The 26358-nt window shown below is 64.5% G+C and carries 27 protein-coding genes; 6 read left to right on the top strand and 21 right to left on the bottom strand.

Going from position 1 to position 26358, the window contains the following annotated elements:
* Positions 1–91: 91 nt before the first annotated feature.
* Positions 92–619: a ferritin-like domain-containing protein gene (locus IAE39_RS11820; RefSeq protein ID WP_201202497.1), complete on the bottom strand. Its 528-nt coding sequence runs from the start codon at positions 617–619 to the stop codon at positions 92–94.
* 47 nt (positions 620–666) lie between these two features.
* Positions 667–1008: an osmotically-inducible lipoprotein OsmE gene (gene osmE / locus IAE39_RS11825; RefSeq protein ID WP_201202499.1), complete on the bottom strand. Its 342-nt coding sequence runs from the start codon at positions 1006–1008 to the stop codon at positions 667–669.
* 123 nt (positions 1009–1131) lie between these two features.
* Here osmE and IAE39_RS11830 point away from each other — a divergent pair, with 123 nt between their 5' ends.
* Entirely contained in the window at positions 1132–2022 is an 891-nt protein-coding gene (locus tag IAE39_RS11830; RefSeq protein WP_201202501.1) for an esterase/lipase family protein, read from the top strand.
* Here the strand turns inward: IAE39_RS11830 and IAE39_RS11835 are convergent.
* Positions 2019–2891 (bottom strand): DMT family transporter, encoded by an 873-nt coding sequence (locus tag IAE39_RS11835; protein ID WP_201202502.1) that lies wholly within the window; start codon positions 2889–2891, stop codon positions 2019–2021. The two genes, IAE39_RS11830 and IAE39_RS11835, sit on opposite strands and share 4 nt — an antisense overlap.
* 243 nt (positions 2892–3134) lie before the next feature.
* Between IAE39_RS11835 and IAE39_RS11840 the strand changes: the two genes are divergently transcribed.
* The 3 genes from IAE39_RS11840 (at position 3135) to IAE39_RS11850 (ending at position 5351) form a co-directional block, all read left to right on the top strand.
* The gene (locus IAE39_RS11840) at positions 3135–3923 is read left to right on the top strand and encodes an AraC family transcriptional regulator (RefSeq protein WP_201202503.1); all 789 of its coding nucleotides are present in this window, start codon (positions 3135–3137) and stop codon (positions 3921–3923) included.
* A 62-nt stretch (positions 3924–3985) separates the two neighbouring features.
* Complete coding sequence (locus IAE39_RS11845; protein ID WP_016501850.1) at positions 3986–4273, top strand: PsiF family protein; 288 nt, start codon at positions 3986–3988, stop codon at positions 4271–4273.
* Positions 4274–4343: 70 nt separating this feature from the next.
* On the top strand, positions 4344–5351 hold the full coding sequence (locus IAE39_RS11850) for an AI-2E family transporter (RefSeq protein ID WP_201202504.1): 1008 nt from the start codon (positions 4344–4346) through the stop codon (positions 5349–5351).
* Between the two features lie 136 nt (positions 5352–5487).
* On the opposite strand, the gene IAE39_RS11855 is transcribed toward IAE39_RS11850, so the two are convergent.
* Positions 5488–6759 carry an Hsp70 family protein gene (locus IAE39_RS11855; RefSeq protein WP_201202505.1) on the bottom strand — a complete coding sequence of 424 codons (1272 nt, stop codon included), beginning with the start codon at positions 6757–6759 and terminating at the stop codon, positions 5488–5490.
* 176 nt (positions 6760–6935) lie between these two features.
* Here IAE39_RS11855 and cbpA point away from each other — a divergent pair, with 176 nt between their 5' ends.
* Positions 6936–7892 carry a curved DNA-binding protein gene (gene cbpA / locus IAE39_RS11860; RefSeq protein WP_201202506.1) on the top strand — a complete coding sequence of 319 codons (957 nt, stop codon included), beginning with the start codon at positions 6936–6938 and terminating at the stop codon, positions 7890–7892.
* 2 nt (positions 7893–7894) lie between these two features.
* Positions 7895–8200 (top strand): chaperone modulator CbpM, encoded by a 306-nt coding sequence (locus IAE39_RS11865; RefSeq protein WP_201202507.1) that lies wholly within the window; start codon positions 7895–7897, stop codon positions 8198–8200.
* Between the two features lie 126 nt (positions 8201–8326).
* Here IAE39_RS11865 and IAE39_RS11870 read toward each other — a convergent pair whose 3' ends face one another.
* The 17 genes from IAE39_RS11870 to cbiE all read right to left on the bottom strand — a co-directional run bounded on the left by IAE39_RS11870 (position 8327) and on the right by cbiE (position 26177).
* The gene (locus IAE39_RS11870) at positions 8327–8842 is read right to left on the bottom strand and encodes a GNAT family N-acetyltransferase (protein WP_201202509.1); all 516 of its coding nucleotides are present in this window, start codon (positions 8840–8842) and stop codon (positions 8327–8329) included.
* A gap of 31 nt (positions 8843–8873) precedes the next feature.
* Positions 8874–9572, bottom strand: a complete 699-nt coding sequence (urtE, locus tag IAE39_RS11875; RefSeq protein WP_201202511.1) for an urea ABC transporter ATP-binding subunit UrtE — start codon at positions 9570–9572, stop codon at positions 8874–8876.
* A 146-nt stretch (positions 9573–9718) separates the two neighbouring features.
* Entirely contained in the window at positions 9719–10576 is an 858-nt protein-coding gene (urtD, locus tag IAE39_RS11880; RefSeq protein WP_201202513.1) for an urea ABC transporter ATP-binding protein UrtD, read from the bottom strand.
* Positions 10573–11652, bottom strand: coding sequence for an urea ABC transporter permease subunit UrtC (urtC, locus tag IAE39_RS11885; protein WP_201202515.1), 1080 nt, complete (start codon positions 11650–11652; stop codon positions 10573–10575). The genes urtD and urtC overlap by 4 nt, the downstream gene beginning before the upstream one ends.
* Positions 11652–13139 (bottom strand): urea ABC transporter permease subunit UrtB, encoded by a 1488-nt coding sequence (urtB, locus tag IAE39_RS11890; protein ID WP_201202517.1) that lies wholly within the window; start codon positions 13137–13139, stop codon positions 11652–11654. The genes urtC and urtB overlap by 1 nt, the downstream gene beginning before the upstream one ends.
* A gap of 139 nt (positions 13140–13278) precedes the next feature.
* A complete protein-coding gene (gene urtA, locus IAE39_RS11895; RefSeq protein ID WP_201202524.1) occupies positions 13279–14544 on the bottom strand; it encodes an urea ABC transporter substrate-binding protein in 1266 nt (421 codons plus the stop codon).
* A gap of 239 nt (positions 14545–14783) precedes the next feature.
* Entirely contained in the window at positions 14784–16190 is a 1407-nt protein-coding gene (gene cycA / locus IAE39_RS11900; protein WP_201202525.1) for a D-serine/D-alanine/glycine transporter, read from the bottom strand.
* 221 nt (positions 16191–16411) lie between these two features.
* Positions 16412–17779 carry a PepSY-associated TM helix domain-containing protein gene (locus IAE39_RS11905; protein ID WP_201202527.1) on the bottom strand — a complete coding sequence of 456 codons (1368 nt, stop codon included), beginning with the start codon at positions 17777–17779 and terminating at the stop codon, positions 16412–16414.
* 58 nt (positions 17780–17837) lie between these two features.
* A complete protein-coding gene (locus IAE39_RS11910) occupies positions 17838–19904 on the bottom strand; it encodes a TonB-dependent copper receptor (protein WP_201202529.1) in 2067 nt (688 codons plus the stop codon).
* Positions 19905–19970: 66 nt separating this feature from the next.
* Positions 19971–20402, bottom strand: coding sequence for a DUF2946 domain-containing protein (locus tag IAE39_RS11915; protein WP_201202531.1), 432 nt, complete (start codon positions 20400–20402; stop codon positions 19971–19973).
* A 22-nt stretch (positions 20403–20424) separates the two neighbouring features.
* Complete coding sequence (locus IAE39_RS11920; RefSeq protein ID WP_201202533.1) at positions 20425–20910, bottom strand: copper chaperone PCu(A)C; 486 nt, start codon at positions 20908–20910, stop codon at positions 20425–20427.
* Positions 20911–20956: 46 nt separating this feature from the next.
* On the bottom strand, positions 20957–21346 hold the full coding sequence (locus IAE39_RS11925; protein ID WP_201202535.1) for a DUF2946 domain-containing protein: 390 nt from the start codon (positions 21344–21346) through the stop codon (positions 20957–20959).
* A 210-nt stretch (positions 21347–21556) separates the two neighbouring features.
* Positions 21557–22411, bottom strand: coding sequence for an SPFH domain-containing protein (locus IAE39_RS11930; protein ID WP_201202537.1), 855 nt, complete (start codon positions 22409–22411; stop codon positions 21557–21559).
* A gap of 26 nt (positions 22412–22437) precedes the next feature.
* Positions 22438–22875 (bottom strand): NfeD family protein, encoded by a 438-nt coding sequence (locus IAE39_RS11935; protein WP_201202539.1) that lies wholly within the window; start codon positions 22873–22875, stop codon positions 22438–22440.
* A 284-nt stretch (positions 22876–23159) separates the two neighbouring features.
* Positions 23160–23882 (bottom strand): cobalt-precorrin-6A reductase, encoded by a 723-nt coding sequence (locus IAE39_RS11940; protein ID WP_201202541.1) that lies wholly within the window; start codon positions 23880–23882, stop codon positions 23160–23162.
* Complete coding sequence (locus tag IAE39_RS11945; protein ID WP_201202543.1) at positions 23879–24973, bottom strand: cobalt-precorrin-5B (C(1))-methyltransferase; 1095 nt, start codon at positions 24971–24973, stop codon at positions 23879–23881. The genes IAE39_RS11940 and IAE39_RS11945 overlap by 4 nt, the downstream gene beginning before the upstream one ends.
* The gene (cbiE, locus tag IAE39_RS11950) at positions 24966–26177 is read right to left on the bottom strand and encodes a precorrin-6y C5,15-methyltransferase (decarboxylating) subunit CbiE (RefSeq protein ID WP_201202545.1); all 1212 of its coding nucleotides are present in this window, start codon (positions 26175–26177) and stop codon (positions 24966–24968) included. The genes IAE39_RS11945 and cbiE overlap by 8 nt, the downstream gene beginning before the upstream one ends.
* Positions 26178–26358: the final 181 nt, after the last annotated feature.

Consider the following 26358-nt stretch of genomic DNA (forward strand, 5'->3'; position numbering starts at 1 on the left):
CGCTCCTACAGGGATCGCGCAGTTTTGCCGATACGCGATCCCTGTAGGAGCGGCCTTGCGTCGCGAAAGGGGCGCAAAGCGCCCCCAGCGATTACAGCCCTTGCAACAGGTCGGACATGTCGTCTGCGTGTTCTTCTTCCTGCGCCAGGATGTCTTCGAAGATGCGCCGCGAAGTCGGGTCCTTGTCGCCAATGTACTGAATGATCTCGCGGTAGCTATCAATCGCAATCCGCTCTGCCACCAGGTCTTCCAGCACCATCTCCTTCAGCGAGTTACCCGCCACATACTGCGCATGCGAGTTCTTGCTCAGGTTATCCGGGTTGAAGTCCGGCTCGCCGCCCAGCTGCACGATGCGCTCGGCCAGCTTGTCGGCGTGTTCGGCTTCCTGGTTGGCATGCTCCAGAAATTCGCTGGCCGCCACACTGGCCTTGATGCCGCTGGCCATGAAGTAGTGGCGCTTGTAACGCAATACGCACACCAGCTCGGTTGCCAGCGACTCGTTCAGCAGGCGCAGGATTTCCTGGCGATCGGCGTGGTAACCCTCGGTCACTGCGCCTTGCTCGACGTGCTTGCGGGCACGTTCACGCAGGGTTTGCACATCGGTCAGTTCAGCATTCATGTTCATCTCCGAAAGCATCAGGGTGGTCATGGGGTGTTTTGAGAGACTCACGCGCCGCGTACGGCTTCGCTGTCTTCTTCGCGTTGTTTGCAGGTTTTGAAGCCTTTGGCATCAACATGCCCGGTGGCGTCGAAACGCACGTAGTAGGGCTGCTGCTTGCCATCGTGGTTGAGGATGTAGTCGTTGCAGGTGCCCCCGTGGGGCAGGTCGATCACGTTCGACGGGCTGCCGCCAATGGCGATGACCTTCTGCATGGTCATGCCATGCTCTACCTGCTTGACCAGCGGCTCGTCGCGGTAGGTGACGTAGTCCACCGGGTTTTCCGGGCGGCTGCCGCAGGCGGCCAGGGTGGCGCTAGCCAGAAGGATTGCCAGGGTCTGCTTGTACATGGTCCCGCTCCTTGCAAAGGGTCTGTGTGGTTTGGAACCACAGCGCGCGCCGGGAGTTCGATTGCGATGGTCATGAAGGCCGCTGTAGTGTTGGCCGATCGTCCACGGAAGAGGGCTGGGGCAATGCAGCAGGAATTGGCCACGCGATACCCGTTGGTGCTGGTGCCGGGCATGCTCGGCTTTGTCCGGGTGGTGCTCTACCCCTACTGGTTCGGCATTGTTCCGGCCTTGCGCAAGGGCGGCGCGCAGGTGTTCCCGGTGCAGGTGTCACCACTGCATTCCAGCGAGGTGCGCGGCGAGCAGTTGCTGGCGATCATCGAAGACATCTGCCAGCGCACCGGCGCAGCAAAGGTCAACCTCATCGGCCACAGCCAGGGCGCCCTGAGTGCGCGCTATGCCGCAGCCAGGCGGCCCGGGCGGGTGGCGTCGGTCACTTCGGTGGCAGGGCCCAACCATGGCTCGGAGCTGGCCGACCACCTGGAACGCACGGCGCCGGGCGACTCGCCCCAGGGGCGCATCCTCAAGGCCGTGTTGCATGGCTTTGCCGTGCTGCTGGTGTGGCTGGAAACCGGCTGGCGGCGTGACCCGTTGCCGGTGGATGTGCATGCCTCGCACCAGTCGCTGACCAGTGCCGGGGTGGCGCTGTTCAACCAGGCTTATCCACAGGGCCTGCCAGACACCTGGGGCGGGGAAGGGGCCTATGAGGTCAATGGCGTGCGCTACTACTCATGGTCCGGCACCTTGCAGCCTGGCCTGACCGACCAGGGACGCAACCGCTTTGACGGCAGCAACCGCTTCTGCCGCCTGTTCGCACGCAGTTTCGTCAAGGAAAAGGGCCATTGCGACGGCATGGTCGGGCGCTTCAGTTCGCACCTGGGGCAGGTGATCGGCGACGACTACCCGCTAGACCACCTGGACATCGTCAACCAGTCGCTCGGCGCCGTGGGCAAGGGCGCCGAACCGGTGCGGCTGTTCACCGAACACGCCGCGCGGCTCAAGGCAGCCGGGCTTTAGCGGCGGATCGGCGTGGTCCAGCGTTCGGCCAGTACCACGCCGGCCAGGGTCAGCAGGCCGCCGACGAGGTGATAGCTGGCCAGTTGCTCGTCGAGCACCACGGCGGCGATCAGCGCGGTGACCAGCGGCAGCAGGTTGAAAAACAGCGTGGTACGGCTTGGGCCCAGGCGGTGCACGGCCTGCATCCACACCAGTGGCGCGATCATCGAGGCCAGTACGCAGGCATACAGCACCAGGCCGATGTTGTGGCTGTTCAGGCCGGTCTTGTCCGAAAGCAGGAACAGCGGCAGCAAGACGATGATGGCCACCAGCACCTGCAGGTACAGCAGCTGCATCGGCGGCAGGCGCAGCTGCCATTTTTTCAGCAGGAAGCTGTACAGCGCGTAGGCCAGGGTAGCCACCAGCATCAGCAGGTCACCGCTGTTCAGGCCTTGCTGCAGCAGGCTGGCGGGGTGGCCGGCACTGACCACTTCCAGCACGCCAAAGAACGACACCAGTGCGCCCAGCAGGGCGCCGTAGCTCAGGCGCTGGCCCAGCCAGGCGATGGACAGCGCCAGTGACATCAGCGGCATCAGCGAAAGGATGATGCCCATGTTGGTGGCGCTGGTGATGCTGGCGGCGAAGTAGGCCAGGCTCTGGTACAGCGCCATGCCCAGCACACCGAGCACGAACACCTTGGCCAGGTGCGGGCGGATGGCGGCGCGGTTGCGCCACACGGCGGGCAGCAGGAACGGGGTGAACAGCAGGCCGGCCAGCAGCCAGCGGTAGAAGCCGATCTCGGCGGGGTGGATGGCACCGGCGGACATCTTGGTAACCACGGTGTTGCCGGCCCAGATGAGAATGGCGGTGAGGGGGAACAGGTAGTTCATGTAGCGGGGTACTCGTTTTGGGCGGATGGGGCTGCTTTGCAGCCCTTCGCGGGTAAACCCGCTCCTACAAAGGACCGCGCAAGTCCGGTGGAACGCGGATCTTTCCCATGGCAACGCTGACCGTTGTAGGAGCGGGTTTACCCGCGAAGGCCTGCGCAGCAGGCCCCGATTGCAGCCATTATGAGCTGTCCGTCCACAAGCCTATACTCCTATCCAGACAACCCACCCCGCCAAACAGTCAGCATGCAGCGCAAATACCTCGACATCCCCCAGTTCAGCCAACTCCCGGCCCCGGTGTACTTCCGCCATGACGAGTTCGGCGCCGACACCCACAGCGCCCTGCACCAGCACGCCTGGGGCCAGCTGAACTACACCGCCCACGGCGTAATGCACCTGGAGGCCGCCGGCCAGCGCTTCCTGTCGCCGCCGCACTACGCGGTGTGGGTGCCACCCGACACCGCGCATGGCTGCTACAACCCGCAGGCCATCGTCTACCGTTCGATCTACCTCGACCGCAGCCTCTGCACCGCGCTGCCGCAGCAACCGTGTAGCCTGATGGTCAGCGACATCCTCAAGGCCATCCTCGCCGACTTCGCCCGGCGTGACCTCAAGGTGGCCGAAAGCGAGCGCGATCAGCGCCTGGTGCAGGTGCTGATCGACCAGCTGCTGCTGGCGCCCACCCAGGCCTGCTACCTGCCGTTCGCCCACAGCGAAGGCCTGCGCCAGGTGCTCGACGCGCTCAGTGCCGAACCTGGCGACAACCGCCCGCTGGCCGAGTGGGCCGCCCGCGTGCACGTCAGCGAACGTACCCTGGCCCGACAGTTCCTGCGTGAGCTGGGCATCAGCTTTGGCGAGTGGCGCCTGCGCCTGCGTTTTCTGCGCGCCATCGAGGCGCTGGAAGCCGGCCTGCCGATCCAGGCCATTGCCTTCGACCTCGGCTACAGCAGCGCGTCGGCGTTCATCGCCATGTTCCAGCGCCAGGCCCAGTGCACACCCGAGCAGTACCGCCGGCAGGCACGGGCAGGGCGCTGAGAATTCTTGGCTACACTCAGCTCGATCCCGTGCATCGGGCGCGGCGACAAGGAGACCACTCCATGAAAGTGCTGCAAATCCCCTTACTGGCGCTGGCGGTGTTGTTCAGCGCCCAAGGTTTCGCTGCCAACACTGCGCAGCAGGAAAAAATGAAAACCTGCAATGCCGACGCCACCACCAAGGCCCTCAAGGGCGATGAGCGCAAAGCCTTCATGAGCACCTGCCTGAAGAAAGACGTGCCACAAACCCAGCAAGAGAAGATGAAAACCTGCAACGCCGATGCCACCACCAAAGCCCTCAAGGGTGATGAGCGCAAGGCGTACATGAGCGATTGCCTGAAGAAGAAATGACCTGCGCCTATGCCTGCAGGCCCAAGGCTGGCAGACTGCGGGCATTCCTGCTGTCTGCCGTCGAGGCTGTATGACTTTCACCCCCCGCCAGATCACCCTGGCCAGTCTGATCATCGTCATGGCCGGGCTGCTGCTGGCTTTGCCCCTGAAGTTGCTGCCCAGCCTGCTCGCCGGCCTGCTGGTGTTCGAACTGGTCAATATGCTGACCCCGCGGCTGCAACCGCTGATCGCCGGCCAGCGCGCCCGCTGGCTGGCCGTGGCGCTGCTGGGCACGCTGGTGGTGACCACCCTGGCGCTGCTGATTGCCGGTGCCTTCAGCTTCCTGCTGCACGAGGCAGAAAACCCCGGGGCCTCGCTGGACAAGTTCATGGCCCTGGTGGAGCGTGCCCGTGGCCAGCTGCCGCCGTTTATCGAAGGCTACCTGCCAGCCAGTGCTGCCGAGTTCAAGGTCGCCATTGGTGACTGGATCAAGAGCCACCTCAGCGACCTGCAACTGGTAGGCAAGGGCATGGCGCACATGTTCGTGACGCTGCTGATCGGCATGATCCTCGGCGCCATCATCGCCTTGCAGCGCATCCCCGACATTTCCCGGCGCAAGCCACTGGCGGCGGCGCTGTTCGAACGGCTGAACCTGCTGGTACAGGCGTTTCGCAACATCGTATTCGCGCAGATCAAGATCTCGCTGCTGAACACCGCTTTCACCGGTATCTTCCTGGCCGTGGTATTGCCGCTGTTCGACGTGCACCTGCCGCTGACCAAGACCCTGATCGTGCTGACCTTCCTGCTGGGCCTGCTGCCGGTGATCGGCAACCTGATGTCCAACACGCTGATCACCATTGTCGGTTTGTCGCTGTCGATCTGGGTGGCGGCGGCGGCGCTGGGTTACCTGATCGTCATCCACAAGGTCGAGTACTTCCTCAACGCGAAGATCGTGGGCGGGCAGATCAGTGCCAAGGCGTGGGAGCTGTTGCTGGCGATGCTGGTGTTCGAGGCGGCGTTCGGGCTGCCTGGGGTGGTGGCGGGGCCGGTTTACTATGCCTACCTGAAGAGTGAGCTGAAGCGGGCGGAGCTGGTTTGATTATTGGGTGACCTGTACCGGCCTCTTCGCGGGTAAACCCGCTCCCACAGGTAATGCACAAATCTTGAAATCTGTGCGATCCCTTGTAGGAGCGGGTTTACCCGCGAAGAGGCCAGTACAGGCTAAAAAAGATGGATCAGGCTACGCCATACCGCTTACGCGCCTCGATGGCCAGCCCGCTACCGATGCTGCCAAAGATATTGCCTTCCACATGCCGCGCATTCGGCAGCATCGCCGACACGCTGTTGCGCAGCGCCGGAATCCCGCTGGAACCGCCGGTGAAGAACACTGTGTCGACCTGCCCTTCGCTCACCCCAGCCTTGGCCAGCAGCTCGCTCACACTGCCGCGCACACGCTCCAGTAACCCTTCGATCGCCTCTTCGAACAGCACGCGGGTCAGTTCTGCGGTCAGCTCCGGCTCGACCCGGCGCAAATCGATACGGCGGCTCTCTTGCTCGGTCAGCTCGATCTTGCTGGCTTCCACTTCCATCGCCAACCAGTGCCCGGCGCGCTGTTCGATCAGCTTGAACAGGCGGTCGATACCGAAGCTGTCCTCGATGTCGTAACGCATGCTGCCCAGCGCCAGCTGCGACTTTTGCGAATACAGGGCGTTGATGGTATGCCAGGTAGCCAGGTTGAGGTGGTAGCTGGTCGGCATCAGTGCGCCGCTTTTCATGCGGCTGCCGTAGCCGAACAGCGGCATTACACCCTGCAGGCTCAACTGCTTGTCGAAGTCGGTCCCGCCGATGTGCACGCCACCGGTGGCGAGGATGTCGCTCTGGCGCTCGGCGACCAGGTGGCGCTCGGGCGACAGGCGGATCAGGGTGAAGTCCGAGGTACCCCCGCCGATGTCGACGATCAGTACCAGCTCTTCGCGGCTGATGCCCGACTCGTAGTCGAAGGCTGCTGCAATCGGCTCGTACTGGAACGACACGTCCTTGAAGCCGATCTTGCGCGCCACGTCGGCCAGGGTGTCTTCGGCCTCCTGGTCGGCGGCCGGGTCTTCGTCGACGAAGAACACCGGGCGGCCCAGCACCACCTGGTCAAATTCACGACCAGCGGCGGCCTCGGCGCGCTTCTTCAGCTCGCCGATGAACATGCCCAGCAGGTCCTTGAACGGCAGGGCGCTGCCCAGCACGCTGGTGTCGTGCTTGATCAGCTTGGAGCCCAGCAGGCTTTTCAGCGAGCGCATCAGGCGGCCTTCGTAGCCTTCCAGGTACTCGTGCAGTGCCAGGCGGCCATAAACCGGGCGCCGCTCTTCGATATTGAAGAACACCACCGAAGGCAAGGTGATCTTGCCGTCTTCCAGGGCAATCAGCGACTCCGTGCCAGGGCGGTGCCAGCCGACCGTGGAGTTGGAGGTGCCAAAGTCGATGCCCAGGGCGCGGGCCGGGGATACGTCAGACATGGGGAAAAAGCTTCCGGAGGCAAAACGGCCGCGCAGTGTATGCCAGTTGGCTACAGAATCAAGACCAGTCGTCTGCGATGGAGCAAACCCAAGGCGGCCTTGAAAGGCTATGCTTGACCCCTATCTTTAACTGCATCTTCTGTTGCAACACGCACTTTCACACTGGTGATCCACAGATGGACTTCAAAGACTATTACAAGATACTTGGCGTAGAGCCCACGGCGGACGAAAAGGCCATCAAGGCCGCGTACCGCAAGCTGGCGCGCAAGTATCACCCCGATGTCAGCAAGGAGCGCGACGCCGAGGACAAATTCAAAGAGGCCAACGAGGCCTACGAGGTGCTGGGCGACGCGCAGAAACGTGCCGAGTTCGATGAAATCCGCAAGTACGGCGGCCAGCATGGCCGGCCGTTCCAGGCACCACCGGGCTGGGAAAGCCGCGGCGGTGCGGGTGGCGGTTTCGAGGGCGGCGATTTCTCCGACTTCTTCAGCTCGATCTTTGGCAACCGCGGCGGCAACCCATTCGGTGGCGCCCGGCAGCAGCAACGCAGTGCCGGCAGGCGGGGGCAGGACGTGGAGCTTGAACTGGCAGTATTCCTTGAAGAGACCCTTAGCAAGGAGTCCAAGCAGATCAGCTTCCAGGTGCCGCAAACCAATGCCATGGGCCAGCGCACCGGCTTCACCACCAAGACCCTGAACGTGAAGATTCCGGCCGGGGTGACCGACGGCGAGCGCATCCGCCTGAAGGGCCAGGGCGCGCCGGGCAGTGGCGGCGGGGCCAATGGCGACCTGTTCCTGACCATCCGCATGGCACCGCACCCGCTGTTCGATGTCGAAGGTCATGACCTGATCATCACCGTGCCACTGGCACCGTGGGAGGCTGCGCTGGGCACCAAGGTGGCGGTGCCGACCCTGGAAGGCAAGATCAACCTGACCATCCGCCCCGACAGCCAGAGCGGCCAGCGCCTGCGCGTACCGGGCAAGGGCCTGGCCAACAAGAACGGCGAGCGCGGCAACCTGTACGCGCAGTTGAAAGTGGTCATGCCACCGGCATCCGACGAGTCTGCCCGCGAACTGTGGACAAAGCTTTCCGAGAAGGCCGCGTTCAACCCGAGGACACAATGGAGTAAGTGATCATGAGCAGCACCCTGATCGTTCAACTGGACATGCGTACCTTGTGTCAGGAAGCCGATGTCACGGCGGACTGCGTGATCGAAATCGTCGAACACGGCATTGTCGAACCTTCCGGGCGAACGCCGGAGGACTGGCTGTTTGACGATCAGGCGCCGTTGTTGGCCAAACGCGCGGCGAAGTTGCACCAGGAGCTGGAGCTGGAATGGGAAGGGGTGGCGCTGGCGCTGGAGTTGCTGCAGGAAGTGCAGCAGCTGCGTAGTGAGAACAGCATGCTGAAGCAGAGGCTGGGCAGGTTTACCCAGATGTGAGGGTTGCAGGCCCGGCCTCTTCGCGGGTAAACCCGCTCCCACAGGTACAGCACAGGTTTCGGGAAATGTGCGGTCCCTGTGGGAGCGGGTTTACCCGCGAAGAGGCCATGCCTGCAAGCATCAAACTCAGCTCGGTTCAGCCCCCGGGTTCAACACCAACTGCATGAAGGTCAAATCCAGCCAGCGGCCAAATTTCACCCCCACCTGCGGCATCTGCCCGGTCACCACAAAACCCAGGCGCTCATGAATGCGCACCGACGCCGCATTGCCACTCTCGATGGCGGCCACCATTACATGCTTGCCGCAATCCCGAGCCCGCTCAATCAGCGCCGCCATCAACACCGGCCCCAGCCCCTTACCACGCTGGTCACCCCGCACATACACCGAATGCTCCACGGTCAGGCGAAAGCCCTCGAACGGCCGCCAGTCGCCAAACGAGGCATAACCCAGCACGCCGGTCTCATCCACCGCCACCAGGATCGGGTAGCCCTGCTGCGCCCGTGCCTCGAACCAGGCCTGGCGGTTGGCCAGGTCCACCGGGGTTTCGTTCCAGATCGCCGTGGTGTTGCGCACGGCGTCGTTGTAGATGTCGAGGATGCCCGGCACGTCGGCGGGCAGGGCATCGCGGATTTCGTAACTCATGACAGCGTCTCGCAGGGTCGTTGTTTGCAGATTAAATGGTTACCAGGCCGCGCACACCTTCGGCCTGCATGTTTTCGCCGCGGCCACGCTGCACGATCTCGCCACGGGCCATGACCAGGTAATGGTCGGCCAGTTCTTCGGCAAAGTCGTAGAACTGCTCTACCAGCAGGATTGCCATGTCGCCCCGTTCGGCCAGGCGCCGGATGACTGCGCCGATTTCCTTGATCACCGAAGGCTGGATGCCTTCGGTTGGCTCGTCGAGGATCAGCAGGCGCGGGCGGCTGGCCAGGGCGCGGCCGATGGCCAGTTGTTGCTGCTGGCCGCCGGACAGGTCGCCGCCGCGGCGTTGCTTCATCTGTTCCAGTACCGGGAACAGTTCGTAGATGAAGGCCGGAACCTCGCGGGCCTCACGTGCGGGCAAGCGTGACAGGCCCATCAGCAGGTTTTCTTCGACGGTAAGGCGCGGGAAGATCTCGCGGCCCTGAGGCACGTAGGCGATGCCGGCGTGCACCCGTTGCTGGGGTTTGAGTGTAGTGATCGGCTTGCCTTCCCATTCGATGCTGCCGTCGCGGGCTGGCACCAGGCCCATCAGGCAGCGCAGCAGGGTGGTCTTGCCCACGCCGTTGCGGCCCAGCAGGCAGGTGACTTCGCCGACCTTGGCTTCGAAGGACAGGCCGCGCAGGATGTGGCTGCCGCCGTAGTATTGGTGCAGGGTGTCGATCTTGAGCATGGTGGTGTTCCTGAAAGGGTTGCTGTGCCTTTGCCGGCCTCTTCGCGGGTGAACCCGCTCCCACAGGGACCGCACAGATTTCAAGACTTGTGCATTACCTGTGGGAGCGGGTTTACCCGCGAAGAGGCCGGCACAGGCTTAAAGATCTAGCGGCCCAGATAAACCTCGACCACCCGCTCATCCGCCTGCACCTGCTCCAGCGACCCCTCCGCCAGCACGCTGCCCTGGTGCAGCACAGTCACATGGTCGGCAATGCTGCCGACAAAGCCCATGTCATGCTCCACCACCATCAGCGAATGCGTGCCGGCCAGGCCCTTGAACAGCTCGGCGGTAAACTCGGTCTCGGCATCGGTCATGCCCGCCACTGGCTCATCCAGCAACAGCAACTGTGGCTCCTGTACCAGCAACATGCCGATCTCGAGGAATTGCTTCTGCCCGTGCGACAGCAGCCCGGCCGCGCGCTGGGCCAGGGGCAGCAGGCGCAAGGTGGTCAGCACTTCCTCGATACGCTGGCGCTGCTCACCGCCCAGCCGCGCTGCCAGGCTGGCCCACACCGACTTGTCCGCCTTCAACGCCAGCTCCAGGTTCTCGAATACTGTCAGCGCCTCAAACACCGTGGGCTTCTGGAACTTGCGGCCGATGCCGGCCTGGGCAATCTGGTATTCGCTCATGCGGGTCAGGTCGAGCGTGTCACCGAAATAAGCCGTACCGCTGTCGGGCCGGGTCTTGCCGGTGATCACGTCCATCAGGGTGGTCTTGCCGGCACCGTTGGGGCCGATGATGCAGCGCAACTCGCCCACGCCGATGTACAGGTTCAGCGCGTTCAGCGCCTTGAAACCATCGAAACTGACACTGATGTCTTCCAGGCTAAGCACCGTGCCGTGGCGGGTGTCCAGGCCAGCCTTGCGGCTGTGGCCCAGGCCGATGGCATCGCGGCCGGCGCCGAGTTGGTCGAATACCGGTTCCAGCATGAATTCCGGGTGGACCGGGGGTACGCCTCTCATGGCTGGCTCCTTTTCTTCAACAGGCCGACCACGCCTTTGGGCAGGTACAGGGTCACGAGGATGAACAGCGCACCGAGGAAGAACAGCCAGAACTCCGGGAAGGCCACGGTGAACCAGCTTTTCATGCCATTGACCAGGCCGGCACCGAGCAGCGGGCCGATCAGTGTGCCGCGCCCGCCCAGGGCCACCCACACCGCGGCTTCGATGGAGTTGGTCGGCGACATTTCGCTGGGGTTGATGATGCCCACCTGCGGCACGTACAGCGCCCCGGCCAGGCCGCACAGCACGGCGCTGAGCACCCACACCAGCAGCTTGAAGCCGCGCGGGTCGTAACCGCAGAACATCAGGCGGTTCTCGGCGTCGCGCACCGCCGTCAACAGGCGGCCGAACTTGCTGCGGGTCAGGCGCCAGCACAGGTACAGGCTGGCCAGCAGCAGGCCGACGGTGAGCAGGAACAGCACCGCCCGGGTGCCTTGCGCCGTAATGTCGAAGCCAAGGATGGTGCGGAAGTTGGTGAAGCCGTTGTTGCCGCCAAAGCCGGTTTCGTTACGGAAGAACAGCAGCATGCCGGCGAAGGTCAGGGCCTGGGTCATGATCGAGAAGTACACGCCCTTGATCCGCGAACGGAAGGCGAACCAGCCGAACACCAGCGCCAGCAGCCCGGGCGCCAGCACCACCAGGCACAGGGCCCAGGCAAAGTGCTGGGTACCGGCCCAGTACCACGGCAGCTCGCTCCACGACAGGAAGGTCATGAACCCCGGCAGGCCGTCACCGGCCGCCTGGCGCATCAGGTACATGCCCATGGCGTAGCCGCCCAGGGCGAAGAACAGGCCGTGGCCCAGCGACAACAGCCCGGCATAGCCCCACACCAGGTCCAGGGCCAGGGCGACAATGGCGTAGCAAAGGATCTTGCCGACCAGGGTCAGGGTGTAGGCCGACACCTGCAGGGCATGGCCCGCCGGCAGCAGCGACAGCAGCGGCAGGGCCACCAGCAGCAGGGCGACGACGGTGCCGATGGCTAGCGTCAGGCGTGGCCCGGCCTTTTGCGTAACAGTGACAAGCAGTGGCTGGTTCATCAGTCGATTACCCGTCCCTTGAGGGCGAACAGGCCTTGCGGGCGCTTCTGGATGAACAGAATGATCAACGCAAGGATGAGGATCTTGCCCAGCACGGCGCCTATCTGCGGCTCCAGCAGCTTGTTGGCGATGCCAAGGCCGAATGCCGCCCAAAGGCTGCCGGCCAACTGGCCGACACCACCGAGCACCACCACCAGGAACGAGTCGATGATGTAGCTCTGGCCCAGGTCCGGGCCCACGTTGCCGACCTGGCTCAGGGCCACGCCACCCAGCCCGGCGATGCCCGAGCCGAGGCCGAAGGCGAGCATGTCGACACGCCCGGTGGATACACCGCAGCAAGCGGCCATGTTGCGGTTCTGGGTAACGGCCCGCACGTTCAGGCCCAGCCGCGTGCGGTTGAGCAGCAGCCAGGTCAGCAGCACCACGGCCAAGGCAAAGCCGATGATGACCAGGCGGTTGTACGGCAGCACCAGGTTGGGCAGCAGCTGGATACCGCCGGACAGCCACGCCGGGTTGCTGACCTCGACGTTCTGCGCGCCAAACAGCAGGCGGATGGCCTGGATCAGGATCAGGCTGATGCCCCAGGTGGCCAGCAGGGTTTCCAGCGGCCGGCCGTACAGGTGGCGAATGACCGTGCGCTCCAGCGCCATGCCGACACCGGCACTGACCGCGAAAGCCACCGGCAGGGCGATCAGGGGGTAGAACTCGATGGCGCCGGGGGCGTAGCGCTGCAGCAGCACCTGGACCATGTAGGTGCTGTAGGCGCCGAGCATCAGCATCTCGCCGTGGGCCATGTTGATCACCCCGAGCAGGCCAAAGGTAATCGCCAGGCCAAGCGCCGCCAGCAGCAGGATCGAACCCAGCGACAGGCCGCTGAAAGCCTGGCCGAGCAGCTCGCCGACCAACAGCTTGCGCTGCACCTGGGCCAGGCTGGTTTCGGCGGCGGTACGCACGCCGGCATCGGTTTCCGCGTCGGGTTGCAGCAGCGCTTCGAGGCGCGTGCGGGCCAGTGGATCGCCGGTTTCCCCCAGCAGGCGCACAGCGGCCAGGCGTACGGCCGGCTCGCTGGCGCCTAGTTGCAGGTTGGCCAGCGCCAGGCCGAGGGCGGCGTGTACGGCGGGGTCCACTTCGATAGCGAAGCGACGGTCGAGGAAGGCCATTTGTGCCGGCTGGGCGCTTTTTTGCAGTTGTTGGGCGGCGGCCAGGCGGGTGTCGCTGTTGTCGCTGAGTAGCTGGTGGCTGGCCAGGGCGTTGTCGATCAGGCCGCGCAGGCGGTTGTTCAGGCGCAGCTTGCGGGTGTCGTCGGCGGTGATGCGGCCTTGGCGCAGGCTGTTTAGCAGCTGCAGGCGCGCGGCGTCGGGTTGTGCCGCCCAGCCTTCGAGCAGGCGGGCTTGCTCGGCGGGCTTGGCGGTGAGGAAGAATTCGCCCTCGTTGGCCTGGGTGGCCAGGGGTAATAGCAGGAGCAGGGTGAGCAGCATTTTGAGCATGCGGGCAATCCTGGAAATCGGTGTTGGATTCTTCGCGGGTGAACCCGCTCCCACAGGGACCTCGCCGGTTTCAGACCTTGCACCGTACCTGTGGGAGCGGGTTTACCCGCGAATGGGCCGCACAGCGGCCCCCTTACACTCAGTTACCTTTCACGGCGTAATCAGGCCGCTTGTCATTGCCCGGAATGAAGGGGCTCCAGGGTTGTGCCCGCAGCGGCTGCTCGGTTTCCCACACCACGCTGAACTGCCCATCATCCTGGATCTCGCCGATCATCACCGGCTTGTGCAGGTGGTGGTTAGTCTTGTCCATGGTCAAGGTAAAGCCCGAAGGCGCCTTGAAGCTCTGACCGGCCAGTGCTTCACGTACCTTGTCGACATCAGTGGACTTGGCCTTCTCCACCGCCTGCGCCCACATGTGGATACCCACGTAGGTGGCCTCCATCGGGTCGTTGGTCACCGCCTTGTCGGCGCCTGGCAAGCCCTTGGCCTTGGCATAGGCCTTCCAGTCGGCGACGAACTTCTGGTTGACCGGGTTATCCACCGACTCGAAGTAGTTCCACGCTGCCAAATGCCCCACCAGCGGCTTGGTATCGATGCCACGCAGCTCTTCTTCACCCACCGAGAACGCCACCACCGGCACGTCGGTGGCCTTCAGGCCCTGGTTGGCCAGTTCCTTGTAGAACGGCACGTTGGAGTCGCCATTGACCGTGGAAATGACTGCCGTCTTGCCGCCAGCGGAGAACTTCTTGATGTTGGCGACGATGGTCTGGTAATCGGCGTGGCCGAATGGCGTGTACACCTCTTCGATGTCCTTGTCGGCCACACCCTTGCTGTGCAGGAAGGCGCGGAGGATCTTGTTGGTGGTGCGCGGGTAGACGTAGTCGGTGCCCAGCAGGAAGAAACGCTTGGCGCTGCCGCCGTCTTCGCTCATCAGGTATTCCACCGCCGGGATGGCCTGCTGGTTGGGCGCAGCACCGGTGTAGAACACGTTCGGCGACATCTCTTCACCCTCGTACTGCACCGGGTAGAACAGCAGGCCGTTGAGCTCTTCGAACACCGGCAGCACCGACTTGCGCGACACCGAGGTCCAGCAGCCGAACACCACGGCGACCTTGTCCTGGGTCAGCAGCTGGCGGCTCTTTTCAGCGAACAGTGGCCAGTTGGAGGCCGGGTCGACCACCACCGGTTCGAGCATTTTGCCGTTTACCCCGCCCTTGGCGTTGATCTGCTCGATGGTCATCAGCGCCATGTCCTTGAGCGAGGTCTCGGAAATAGCCATGGTCCCCGAAAGCGAATGCAGGATGCCGACCTTGATGGTCTCGGCCGCCTGGATACTCCAGCTAAGGCCCATTGCCGCAATCGATGCGCTGAGGGTAAAGGCCTTGATCAGACTGCGACGCTTCATGTGCTCTCTCCGCTGGGTTTTTTATGGTGTTGGGCAAGCGGGGAGGGGCGTTGCAAGGGGTGTGCCGAGTGGCGAAAGCGGCAGGATAGAGGGGTTGTGCGAGGTGTTGGGGCGTTTGCGCGGGCCAGGTTGGTGCCTGGGGGATTTGTGTGCACAGGATTGGGGCCGCTGTGCGGCCCATCCGACCGGTCCGGCGCCCCGGACCGGTCGGATGGGCTGCAAAGCAGCCCCCGAGGCCATCAGCCGTTACGCACAGCCGAACGCGGATGACGGCGGCTACGCACGCCCTGATAGGTCACTGCCAGCAGCACGAACCAGATCGGCGTCACCAGCAACGCCGAGCGGGTATCCGCCTCCAGGCTCAACAACACCAGGATGAAGGCAAAGAACACCAGACACACGTAGCACATGAAGCGCCCGCCCGGCATCTTGTACTTCGACGCCTGGTGCAGCGCCGCGCGGTTTTTGCGGTACTTCAGGTACGACAGCAGGATCAGCGTCCAGACGAACATGAACAGCACCGCCGAAACGGTGGTGACCAGGGTGAACGCCTCGACCACGTTCGGCACCAGGTAGATCAGCACCGCACCCAGCAGCAGGCAGGTGCAGGAGAAATACAGGCCGTTGGCCGGCACCGAGCGGCTCGACAGTTTCTCGAACGCCTTGGGCGCGTCACCTTCCTGCGACAGGCCGTAAAGCATGCGGCTGGTGGAGAACACGCCGCTGTTGGCCGACGAGGCCGCCGAGGTCAGCACCACGAAGTTGATGATGCTCGCCGCTGCCGGCAGGCCCGCCAGCACGAACAGCTCGACGAACGGGCTCTTGCCTGGCACTACGTCGCGCCACGGGGTCACGGCCATGATCGCGATCAGCGCCAATACGTAGAACACGATGATACGGATCGGGATCGAGTTGATCGCCCGTGGCAGCGTGCGTTCCGGGTTTTTTGCCTCGGCGGCGGTGGTGCCGACCAGCTCGATGCCGACGAAGGCGAACACGGCAATCTGGAAGCCGGCGAAGAAGCCCATCAGGCCGTTGGGGAACATGCCGCCGTCATTCCACAGGTTGGCCAGCTGCGCCGTGCGCCCGCTGGGCGAGGTGAAACCGGTAATGACCATGTACAGGCCAGTGGCGACCAGGCCGAGAATGGCAACGATCTTGACCAGGGCAAACCAGAACTCCAGCTCGCCGAACATCTTCACCGTCACCAGGTTCAGCGACAGCAGCAAGGCCACGCAGGTCAGCGCCGGTATCCACTGCGGCAGGTCGGGGAACCAGAACTGTGTGTAGGCAGCGATGGCGACCACGTCGGCGATGCCGGTGACCACCCAGCAGAACCAGTAGGTCCAGCCGGTGAAGTAGCCGGCCCAGGGGCCGAGCAGGTCGGCGGAGAAGTCGATGAACGACTTGTAGTTGAGGTTCGACAGCAGCAGTTCGCCCATGGCGCGCATGACGAAGAACAGCATGAAGCCGATGATCATGTAGACGAAGATGATCGATGGCCCGGCCAGGCTGATGGTCTTGCCCGAGCCCATGAACAGGCCGGTGCCGATCGCGCCGCCGATGGCGATCAGCTGGATGTGGCGGTTGGTCAGGTTGCGTTGCAGATGCTGTTCATCTGGCGCTGTGGGTGAGGTTTGCGTCATAGGCTGCATTCCCTTGTAGAGGTCAGTCTTCTTGTCAGAGGTAGCCGGGTAGGCTAACACGCGCGTTCCAGTTCGGGGCGCGACAGATCGACTCTACATTTGGGTAGCAGTGTTTTGCCTGTGCCGGCCCTTTCGCGGGTAAACCCGCTCCTACAAAGGCAACGCAGTTCGTTGTAGGAGCGGGTTCACCCGCGAAGAGGCCAGTACAGGCAATGCAGAATTCAGGCGCTGGCCAATACCCGGCGGCGTCTCACCACCAGGCTATCCACCACCCACATCACCACCATCGACACCCCCACCAGCGGGAACATCACCCCCAGTACCAGCATCACCCCCACCGCCGTCTTCCAGCGCGGCAGGTCATGGCGCAGCGGCGGCACGCCCAGCCCACCCTCAGGCCTACGCTTCCACCACATCACCAGCCCGCTCACCGAGCCCAGCAGGATCATCAGGCACACCAGCAGGATGATGATCTGGTTGAACGCGCCGAACATCTTGCCTTCATGCAGCATCACCCCCAGTTCGGTGGCGCGGGCGACCGGGCTGTAGTCCTGCCAGCGCACATCGGCCAGCACCTTGCCGGTGTATTGGTCGACATGCAGGGTGGCGTCGTTGCGCGGGTCGTCGGCGAACACGGCAATGGTGAACACCCCGTCTGCAGTGGTGGGCAGGGTAATGCTGTAGCCCGGCTCGACCTGACGCGAGGTGGCGATGTCCTCGACCTGCTGCAGGCTCACCTGCGGCGCTGCGGGCATGTCCGACATCATATGGTGCCCGGCATGTTCGGCGTGTGCGCCGGACTGCGGCATCGGCGTGTTTTCCAGTGCCCACGGCACGGTCTGGCGGTGAGCGCTGTTCAGTTCACCCGCCTGCTGGTCCGACTTGGGCACGTCGTTCCACATGGCCGCCGGGAAGCGGTTCCACAAATCGGCGTATTGTTTGCCCCACATACCGGTCCAGGTCATGCCGCTGACCAGCATCAGCAACAGCAGGGCCGAACCCCAGAAGCCGGTTACTGCGTGCAGGTCGCGCCACAGCAGCCGGCCGCGCGCCGACAGCCGCGGCCACAGCACGCCTGCACCATTGCGCCCGCGTGGCCACCACAAGTACAGGCCCGATACCACCAGCACGATGCCCCAGCCGGCGGCCAGTTCCACCAGTCGGTCGCCTGCCGTGCCGACCATCAGTTCGCCATGCAGGGCACGGGCGATGGCCTGCAGGTTCTGCTTGCCGTCCTGCTCGCCGAGCACCTTGCCGCTGTAGGGGTCGACGAACACGTTCAGTTCGCGGCCGCCGTCATGTACCACGAATTGCGCGCTGCGCTCGGCGTTCAAGGGTGGCAGGTACTGGCCGATGTGCCCTTTGGGGTAGGCCTGATGCACCTCGGCCAGCAACGCATCCGCGCCCTGTCGGTGGTGGCCGGCTTCGACCACCATCAGGTCACGGTACAGCAGCGGGCCGAGCTGCGGCTTGAACAGGTAGATGATGCCGGTGATTGCCAGCAGGATCATGAACGGGGCCACGAACAGCCCCGCATAGAAGTGCCAACGCCAGGCCAGGTTATAGAAGTTGATACGTGTTCCTCTCATGGGAACCTCCTGTTTGACCAGCTGATGGGCGCCACCGAAGCGGCGCCCGTGGTTGTTGTCAGAAGCTGAAATCGACCTTGGTCCAGAAGGTCCTGCTTGGCTCATTGACCGGCTGTGGATCTGTTGCCGGGTAGCCGAACCCGGCATTCCCGGCCAGGTTCAAATGCTCGGCGTAGGTTTTGTCGAACAGGTTGTCGACCCCTGCGCTGAGCTTGAGGTTGTTGTTCACCTTGTAGGCACCATTAAGCGAGAACACGCCGAAGCCGGCACTCTTGTCGTAGTCCTTGCCGACCACGTTGCCCTGGTTTTCGGCGATGCGGTTCTGCGCCGCCACCAGCCGCCACAGCGCACCGACGCTCCACACGTCGCGGCTGTAGGTCAGGCCCAGGCGGCTTTCCAGCGGTGGCATCTGCGGCAGAGCCTTGCCGTCGCTGCTGTTCTTGCCCCAGGCGTAGGCCAGCGTGGCGTCGGCCTTCCAGTGGTCGGTCAGCATATAGGCCGCACCCAGTTCGCCACCCATGATGCGGGCATCGATGTTCTGCGCCTGCGAGGTGCTCATGCCCATCATGCCGGTGCGGTAGTCGAACAGGATGTAGTCGCGTATCTGCCCGACATAGCCCGAGGCCCAGGCTTCCAGGCGTTCAGTGCGGTACTGGATACCGAAGTCGAGCTGGGTGGTCTTCTCTGGCTTGATGCCGTCGAAGGCGTTGGCCGCACCGGGTGGCGCCAACTTGGGCGAGAACAGCTCCCAGTAGTCGGGGAAGCGTTGGGCATGGCCCAGGCCGATGTAGGTGGTGGCCGGGACGGCTGCCAGGTCGTGCTCGTAGCGGATGAAGCCGCTGGGCAGGGTGTCGGCGCGGGTGTCGCCTTCGGTGGCGCTACCCTGGCGGAAGTCGCGGGCCGAGGCACGGTCCAGGCGGGCGCCGCTGATCAGCCGGTCTTCACCGCTGACGTACCAGGTCAGTTCGCTGAAGGCGCCGTAGTTATGGAAATCGGCGTCCTTGGTCCAGGCCTGGCCCTTGTGTGCGTCCACGCCCATGCCACCACGCTGGCGATGCTCGTTGGTTTGCGCGTCGATGCCACTGATCAGTTGCACATCGGCCCAGCGCCAGGTGGCCTTGATGCGTGCGCCCATCGTGCGGCGGTCGACGTTGCTGACCATCGGCATGCCCATCATGCCGCTGCCTGACGGCGTGCGCAGGCTGTAGTTGTCCATCACATGGTCGGCGTAGTTGTAGTAGACCTGCGCCTCGACCTTGTCCAGCACCTCGCCGAGGTTGGACTTTTCAAAGCGCAGCCCCAGGCTCTCGCGCTTGAATTGCGAGCCGTCCATGCCGCGCCCGGCGTAGCGTGCTTCGCCATCGCCCTTGCCGGCGGTCAGCTCCAGCAGGGTGTCCTGGTCGGGCGTCCAGCCCAGGGCGACATCGCCGTTCCACTTGTCCCAACGGGACGGCACGGTGTCGTTGTTACCGTCGTGGTAGTCATCCGAGCGCGACTGGTTGCCGACAAAGCGCGCATAGGCCTGGCTGTTGCCGGCAGCGGCGTCCAGCACCTTGTCGAAGCGGCCGTTGGAGCCGGCCAGCAGGCTGGCGTTGACCCGGCTGCCGAGGCTGCCGAACTTTTCCGGTTCGCGCTCGAAGAGGATGGTGCCTGCCGAGCCACCCGGGCCCCAGATCACGCTTTGCGGGCCTTTGATCACGGTCAGGCGGTCGTAGGTTTCCGGCGAGATGTACGAGGTCGGGGCGTCCATGCGGTTGGGGCAGGCGCCGAGCATCAGGCCGCCGTTGGTAAGGATGTTCAGGCGCGAGCCGAACATGCCGCGCAGGACCGGGTCACCGTTGGTGCCGCCGGCGCGGATCGCCGAAAAGCCGGGGATGGTCTTCAGGTAGTCGGCGCCGTCGCTGGCCGGCACGGGCTGGCGCGGGTCTTTCGGGTTGGTGACCACGGTCAGTGGCGAGCTCGGCGCCACGGCGGTGATCACCGTCGGGCTCAGCTCGGGTGCGTCGTGCGCATGGCCTTCATGGCCAGGGTCGGCGGCCAGGGCCACGGGCGCGAGCAGCGAGCCGCACACGGCGGCGATGGTCCCACGCAGGGACAAGGCGAAAACAGGGGTGCAGCCGGACATAGTGATTCCAGTCGATCAGTCATGAGTTAGCGCGAAGCCTTCTGGCTTCGTGCGCAAAATGTGCGTTCAGACGTTGATCGAGGACGGCGGGGCGCGGCTGCGCGCACCGGGGAACACAGCCTGCCGGGCATGGCCCTGGTGCGTTGGCGCAAACAGGTAACTGGTGGGGACGACGCTGTCGGCGCTAAGCGGGCTGAGAGCCTGGGGCAGGGCCGGGCAGTTGAACAACAGGCTGCAGTAACCGCACTTTTCCCACATCACGTGCAACTGGCCATCGCCGCCGTGGCCGTGATGGCTGTCGCCGGCATGCTGATGGGCAGCCGCCATCGGCATGTCCATCGGCATGCTCATGCCCGCGTGGTGGTCCATCGGCATCGACTGGGAAACCAGCGGGCCGATGAAGATCATCCACATGGCGAACAGGCTCAGCCATCCGCCACCGGCGCGCCTGCGGTCAGGGCGGGTGGTACGGCGGCGGCTGTTGCGCGGCAGGCTCATGGCGGGTGCCTGTCAGCGGGTGTCAGTGCGCGTGTTCGTGGGCTTGCGGCTGGTCCGCTGGCGCCTGCTTCTGCACGGCCACTTCGACGGTAACGTTGCCGGCCTTTTCGAAGTGCAGGGTCAACGGGAAGCGCTTGCCGTCGACGAGCAGGCTGCGGTCCTTGGGCTGCATCAGCATCACGTGGTAGGCGCTGGGGGCGAAGGTCAGGTCCTTGCCGGCGGGCACCACCACGCTGGGCACCTGTTGCATTTTCATGGCCCCGCTGGCGCTCATGGCATGCTCGTGCAGTTGTGCATCATCGGTGATGGGGCTGTCGACGCTGAGCAAGCGGTCATCGGCCTGGCCATTGTTGTGCACCACGAAATACGCCGCTACGTTCGGCGCGTTGGGTGGCAACTGCAGCGACCAGGGGTGGGCAATGTGCAGGTCACCCACGCTGTATTCGTGGGCATTGGCAAAGGCGCCGGGCAGCAGCAGGGCGGCCATGACGAGGGCGTGCTTGAGCATGGTGAATCTCCGTTCTGTTCAGGTTCAGGCAGACAGCTTGAAACACTCAGGCCAGCGGAGAGGCACGGGGGTTTAACGCAGGCCATAGCTGGCGCGGCGTGGGTTGGTAGTCAGCAGGTGGCGGCAACAGCCCGGCGAGCAGTGTCGGCGGGTTGTGCAACTGTGGCGGGTAGACGGGCAGGGCCAGCAGCGGCGCGGCGCCAGAGCAGCACCAGCAGTTCATCATGCCGGCGCTGTCGTCGCTTTGCGGGCCGAGGTCGATCTTGGCCAGGGCCTGCACATCGACTTTGGCCTTGTTGGCCATGCTGGAACAGAAAGCCCCCCACAGCAGCTGTTCGGCCGGGCCTTTGGGCGCAGCAGAAGACAGCGGCATGGCCAGCAGGTTGAACAGCACTGCAAGGCAGGCTATCCAGGCAATGTGCCGACGTGGGGGCATGGAGAGATCCGGTCAGGAATCGTGGTGGGTATTGTAAGGCGGAGTATAGGTAAAAATGGCGGGGTGCGGTGAAGTGACGCAGGCGAGGTGGCTTCGGGGGCTGCTTTGCAGCCCATTCGCGGGACAAGCCCGCTCCCACAGAGACTGTGCGATGTCCAATGTGGGAGCGGCCTTGTGTCGCGATAGGGGCGCAAAGCGCCCCCGGCATTCTCAAACCTTGCCACGCCCCATTAGCCCACGCACGGTCTCCTGCAGGTCCGCCGGCAACACCACCACCTTGGCATTGTTGCTCCCGGCCAGGTTCTCCATCGCGCCTACATAGCGCTCACCCAGCAGATACATGGCTGGCACGGTCTCGTTGCCCACCGCTTCCTTCACCAGCGAAATCGCCCGCGCCGAGGCCTCGGCCAGGCTGATCTGCGCCTCGGCATCCAGCCTGGCAGCCTGCAGGCGCGCTTCCGCTTCAAGGATCGCCGCCTGCTTGGCGCCTTCGGCACGGGTCACGTCGGCCTTGCGCTCACGCTCGGCTGCGGCCTGGCGTTCCATGGCCAGCTGCATGTTCTCCGACGGCTTGATGTCCTGGATTTCCACCGAGCGCACGGTCACGCCCCAGTCTTCGGTCTGTTCGGACATCGCCTCGCGCAGGCGCGCCTTGATCTGCTCGCGGCTGGACAGCGCTTCGTCGAGGTCCATCGCGCCGACGATGGCGCGTAGCGAGGTCATGGTCAGGCTGGTGACGGCGAACGAGAAGTTCTGCACGCCATACGAGGCCTTCTGCGGGTCGACCACCTTGGCGAAACACAGGGCGTTGGCGACGATTACCGCGTTGTCCTTGGTGATGATTTCCTGCTGCTGCACATCAAGGATGATGTCCTTGGTCGGCAGGCGGTAGGCGACCACGTCCATGTACGGGATGACGATGTTCAGGCCGGGCTTGAGCGTGGTGTTGTAGCGGCCCAGGCGTTCCACGATCCACTCCTCGCCCTGGGGCACGATGCGCACCCCCTTGAACACGGTGATCAGGACGAACAGGGCGATGGCGCCGACGACGATGAGGCTGGTCATGATGCTAAATTCCTTTTAGTGCGGATTCAGGCCCGGACGACGCGGGCGGTGTTTCCTTCGATGGCGGTCAGGCGCACCCGCTCGCCGGCAGCAATCTCGCTGTTGGCGATACAGGTCCATTCTTCGTTGCCGAGGATCGGCTTCTGGAAGCGTACGCGGCCTTTGTGGAATTCCGACACGCCAGCGGTCAGCAAACCCACTTCGCCAATCACGCTGTCGGCAGTCCAGCGCACATCCGGCTGCTTGCGCCGGAACAGCTTGAACCAAAGCGCGGTGGTGGCCGACGACAGCAGCACCCACAGCAGCACCTGCATGTCCAGCTGCAGGCTGGGGGCAGCCAGCGAAATGAGCGAGACCAGCACGGCACCGATGCCGAACCAGAGGATGAAGAATGTCGGCAGGACCAGTTCGAGCAGGATCAGCGCGATGCCGAATACCAGCCAGATCCACCATTGCATATCCATATGGGCTGCGCCTTCCAGGGGGAGGACTTGAGTTTATGTCAGCGGGGCGGCCTAGGGCCACTTGCAGGGTTGAGGGAAAAGTCCGAAAGGGCTGTAGGGCGACTGCCTGACACATTTTCTGAAGACTGGCGCGCTCTCCTGTAGGAGCGGCCTTGTGTCACGAAAGGGCCGTAAAGCGGCCCCAACAATCTATGCATCACCGCTGAAATCCGGGGGCCGCTATGCGGCCCTTTCGCGACACAAGGCCGCTCCTACAGGGATCTGCGGCGTGCTTGCGATATGTGTTATTGCAGGTCCAGTGCTGCAGTCAGGTCACGCAGCGATTCGAATACCCGGTCCACCTCCGGCAGTACCGGGCGTTTCAAGATCAGCACCGGCACCCCCAGCTCCCGCGCCACCTCCAGCTTCGGCTCGGTCGCCACGCTGCCGCTGTTCTTGCTGATCAGCACATCGATCTTGCGCCGTTGGAACAACGCCCTTTCATCTTCAATATGAAACGGCCCACGCGCACCAATCACTTCACAGCGCGCGTTGCCAGGGCATGCTTCCAGCGCCCGCAAGGTCCAGAACTGCTCCGCTGGAATCTCATCCAGATGTTGCAGCGGCTCTCGCCCCAACGTGAACAGCGGCCTGCGGAACGGTTTGAGTGCCTCGATCAACCCCGCCCAGTCTTCTACCTCGCGCCAGTCGTCCCCCGCCTGCGCCTGCCATGCCGGGCGGCGCAGGGCCCAGCACGGGATACCCGCCATACGGGCAGCGCTGGCGGCATTGCGGCTGATCTGCGCGGCATACGGGTGGGTGGCGTCGATCAGCAGGCTTATGCCCGCCTCGCGCAGGTAACGGGCCAGGCCCTCGGCGCCACCAAAACCGCCGACCCGCACCTGGCATTGCAGGTCCTGCGGCACCCTGCCGATACCGGCCAGGCTGTAGACGTGCTTAGGGCCAAGGCGGCGGGCGATGGCCAGGGCTTCGGTGACGCCACCCAACAGCAGGATACGGGCAGTCATTGCACGCCTGCCTTGCCGACGATGCCGCCCTGGCGGTCGATGGCGAACACTTCCACCTGTACGTGGGCCGGCACCACGCTGCGGGCAAAGGCCAGGGCGTGGGCACACACCGCATCACCCAGGGCGATGCCGGCTGCATGCGCCAGTGCGAGCGCCTGCTGGCTTGTGTTGGCGCCAATGATTGCGGCTTGCAGGGCCGCGTCAGCGCCGATGTCCGCTGCCCAGCCGGCCAGTTGCGGCAGGTCGATGCTGGAGTGGCGGCTGTGCAGGTCCATGTGCCCGGCGGCCAGTTTGCTGATCTTGCCGAACCCCCCGCACAGGGTCAGGCGTGGCACCGGTACCTTGCGCAGGTGCTTGAGCACCGCACCGACAAAATCGCCCATTTCGATCAGGGCGATTTCCGGCAGGCCGTAGACCCGGCGCATGGTGTCCTCACTGGCGTTGCCGGTGCAGGCGGCAATATGCGTGTAGCCGTTGGTGTGGGCCACGTCGATGCCCTGGTGGATCGAGGCGATGTAGGCCGCGCAGGAGAACGGCCGCACGATACCGCTGGTGCCGAGGATCGACAGCCCGCCGAGGATGCCCAGGCGCGGGTTCATGGTTTTCAGCGCCAACTGCTCGCCGCCCTGCACATTGACCGTGACCTCGAAGCCGCCGGGGTAGCCGCACTGGTTGGCCAGCCGCTGCAGGTGCTCGCTGATCATCCGCCGTGGTACCGGGTTGATGGCTGGCTCACCCACCGCCAGCACCAGCCCCGGGCGGGTCACGGTGCCGACGCCGCTACCGGCGACAAAGCGGATGCCCGGCTCGCCCAGCAGGCGTATCTGGCTGAAGAGCAGGGCGCCGTGGGTCACGTCCGGGTCGTCGCCGGCATCCTTGAGGGTGCCGGCTTCGGCGCGCTCGCCAACCAGGCGACAGAACTCCAGGCGCATCTGCACCACCTTGCCCTTGGGCAGGGTGATATCCACGGCATCGTCGCGCTGCCCGGTGAGCAGCAGCTTGGCCGCCGCCAGGCTGGTGGCGGTGGCGCAGCTGCCGGTGGTCAGGCCGCTGCGCAGGGGCGCGGGCTGTTCGCGGGTTTCTTCACGCATCGGCGGGCTTTACCACTTCGAGCAGGGTGATCGGCAGCGCCTGGCGCCAGGTGTCGAATGCGCCCAAGGGTTGGGCATGGGCGACATGGATGCGGGTCAGTTCGCCGCCGTGCTGCTCGCGAAAATGCGCCAGGGCCAGTTCGCTTTGCAGGGTCACGGCATTGGCCACCAGCCGCCCGCCAGGGCGCAGGCTTGCCCAGCAGCGGTCAAGCACGCCTTCGCGGGTAACGCCGCCGCCGATGAAGATGGCATCCGGTTGCTCCAGGCCCTCCAGTGCTGCGGGCGCCTTGCCGCAGACCAGTTGCAGGCCAGGTACACCGAGCGCTTCGCGGTTGTGTTCGATGAAGCCCTGGCGGCCTTCGTCGGCCTCGATGGCCAGGGCGCGGCAGGCGGGGTGGGCGCGCATCCATTCGATGCCGATCGAGCCACAGCCTGCGCCCACGTCCCAAAGCAGTTCGCCGGGCTGCGGTGCCAGGCGCGCCAGGGTAATGGCGCGCACATCGCGTTTGGTCAGCTGGCCGTCGTGGCGGAAGGCGCTGTCGGGCAACCCGGCCAGCCGGTGCAGGCGTGGGGCCTCGGGTGCAGCCAGGCATTCGATGGCGACCAGGTTGAGCGCGGCGATGCCGGTGTGCGGCCAGTCCTGGGCGGTGCCGGCCAGTGCCCGTTCGGCTTCACCACCGAGGTGCTCGAACACTTGCAGGCGGCTGGGCGCGAAGCCACGCTCGCGCAGCAGCGCGGCAATCTGCGCCGGGCTGTTGCCATCGTTGCTCAGCACCAGCAGGCGCATGCCGCTGTACAGGTGGGCATTGAGCGTTGCCAGGGGGCGGGCTACCAGTGACACCACCTGCAGGTCCTGCAGCGACCAGCCCAGGCGGGCAGCGGCCAACGCGCAGGAGGAGGGCATCGACAGCACACGCATTTCGGCGGCAGGCACCTGGCGCGCCAGGCTGGCGCCCACGCCGTAGAACATCGGGTCGCCGCTGGCCAGTACGCACACCGGCTCGCCGCGCAGGGCCAGTACCGGGGTTAGCGAGAACGGGCTGGGCCAGGCCAGTTGTTCAGCGGTGATGCAGCGTGGCAGCAAGGCCAGTTGGCGTGGGCTGCCGACGATCTTCGTGGCGCCCAGCAGGGCGCGCCGGGCTTGTTTGCCCAAGCCAGGGAAGCCGTCTTCGCCGATGCCTATTACTGTCAGCCAAGGGGTCATGTGTTTCAAATCCGCCATTTTGGGGGCGCTTTGCGCCCCTTCGCGGGTGAACCCGCTCCTACAAGGGACCGCGCAGCCATTTGGGCAAAGGTGATCCTGTGGGAGCGGGTTTACCCGCGAAGAGGGCGACGCGGTCCTGAATTTCTACTCAATCAGCCGAGGATGCTCGACCACCGGCTTT

Origin of the sequence: Pseudomonas sp. S37, from assembly GCF_016658545.1 — a bacterium.
Classification (GTDB): Bacteria; Pseudomonadota; Gammaproteobacteria; order Pseudomonadales; family Pseudomonadaceae; genus Aquipseudomonas.

Excerpts from the sequence above, each read along its gene's own strand:
- IAE39_RS11820 (WP_201202497.1), bottom strand. The coding sequence starts at position 619 with ATGAATGCTGAACTGACCGATGTGCAAACCCTGCGTGAACGTGCCCGC.
- osmE (WP_201202499.1), bottom strand. The coding sequence starts at position 1,008 with ATGTACAAGCAGACCCTGGCAATCCTTCTGGCTAGCGCCACCCTGGCC.
- IAE39_RS11830 (WP_201202501.1), top strand. The coding sequence starts at position 1,132 with ATGCAGCAGGAATTGGCCACGCGATACCCGTTGGTGCTGGTGCCGGGC.
- IAE39_RS11835 (WP_201202502.1), bottom strand. The coding sequence starts at position 2,891 with ATGAACTACCTGTTCCCCCTCACCGCCATTCTCATCTGGGCCGGCAAC.
- IAE39_RS11840 (WP_201202503.1), top strand. The coding sequence starts at position 3,135 with ATGCAGCGCAAATACCTCGACATCCCCCAGTTCAGCCAACTCCCGGCC.
- IAE39_RS11845 (WP_016501850.1), top strand. The coding sequence starts at position 3,986 with ATGAAAGTGCTGCAAATCCCCTTACTGGCGCTGGCGGTGTTGTTCAGC.
- IAE39_RS11850 (WP_201202504.1), top strand. The coding sequence starts at position 4,344 with ATGACTTTCACCCCCCGCCAGATCACCCTGGCCAGTCTGATCATCGTC.
- IAE39_RS11855 (WP_201202505.1), bottom strand. The coding sequence starts at position 6,759 with ATGTCTGACGTATCCCCGGCCCGCGCCCTGGGCATCGACTTTGGCACC.
- cbpA (WP_201202506.1), top strand. The coding sequence starts at position 6,936 with ATGGACTTCAAAGACTATTACAAGATACTTGGCGTAGAGCCCACGGCG.
- IAE39_RS11865 (WP_201202507.1), top strand. The coding sequence starts at position 7,895 with ATGAGCAGCACCCTGATCGTTCAACTGGACATGCGTACCTTGTGTCAG.
- IAE39_RS11870 (WP_201202509.1), bottom strand. The coding sequence starts at position 8,842 with ATGAGTTACGAAATCCGCGATGCCCTGCCCGCCGACGTGCCGGGCATC.
- urtE (WP_201202511.1), bottom strand. The coding sequence starts at position 9,572 with ATGCTCAAGATCGACACCCTGCACCAATACTACGGCGGCAGCCACATC.
- urtD (WP_201202513.1), bottom strand. The coding sequence starts at position 10,576 with ATGAGAGGCGTACCCCCGGTCCACCCGGAATTCATGCTGGAACCGGTA.
- urtC (WP_201202515.1), bottom strand. The coding sequence starts at position 11,652 with ATGAACCAGCCACTGCTTGTCACTGTTACGCAAAAGGCCGGGCCACGC.
- urtB (WP_201202517.1), bottom strand. The coding sequence starts at position 13,139 with ATGCTCAAAATGCTGCTCACCCTGCTCCTGCTATTACCCCTGGCCACC.
- urtA (WP_201202524.1), bottom strand. The coding sequence starts at position 14,544 with ATGAAGCGTCGCAGTCTGATCAAGGCCTTTACCCTCAGCGCATCGATT.
- cycA (WP_201202525.1), bottom strand. The coding sequence starts at position 16,190 with ATGACGCAAACCTCACCCACAGCGCCAGATGAACAGCATCTGCAACGC.
- IAE39_RS11905 (WP_201202527.1), bottom strand. The coding sequence starts at position 17,779 with ATGAGAGGAACACGTATCAACTTCTATAACCTGGCCTGGCGTTGGCAC.
- IAE39_RS11910 (WP_201202529.1), bottom strand. The coding sequence starts at position 19,904 with ATGTCCGGCTGCACCCCTGTTTTCGCCTTGTCCCTGCGTGGGACCATC.
- IAE39_RS11915 (WP_201202531.1), bottom strand. The coding sequence starts at position 20,402 with ATGAGCCTGCCGCGCAACAGCCGCCGCCGTACCACCCGCCCTGACCGC.
- IAE39_RS11920 (WP_201202533.1), bottom strand. The coding sequence starts at position 20,910 with ATGCTCAAGCACGCCCTCGTCATGGCCGCCCTGCTGCTGCCCGGCGCC.
- IAE39_RS11925 (WP_201202535.1), bottom strand. The coding sequence starts at position 21,346 with ATGCCCCCACGTCGGCACATTGCCTGGATAGCCTGCCTTGCAGTGCTG.
- IAE39_RS11930 (WP_201202537.1), bottom strand. The coding sequence starts at position 22,411 with ATGACCAGCCTCATCGTCGTCGGCGCCATCGCCCTGTTCGTCCTGATC.
- IAE39_RS11935 (WP_201202539.1), bottom strand. The coding sequence starts at position 22,875 with ATGGATATGCAATGGTGGATCTGGCTGGTATTCGGCATCGCGCTGATC.
- IAE39_RS11940 (WP_201202541.1), bottom strand. The coding sequence starts at position 23,882 with ATGACTGCCCGTATCCTGCTGTTGGGTGGCGTCACCGAAGCCCTGGCC.
- IAE39_RS11945 (WP_201202543.1), bottom strand. The coding sequence starts at position 24,973 with ATGCGTGAAGAAACCCGCGAACAGCCCGCGCCCCTGCGCAGCGGCCTG.
- cbiE (WP_201202545.1), bottom strand. The coding sequence starts at position 26,177 with ATGACCCCTTGGCTGACAGTAATAGGCATCGGCGAAGACGGCTTCCCT.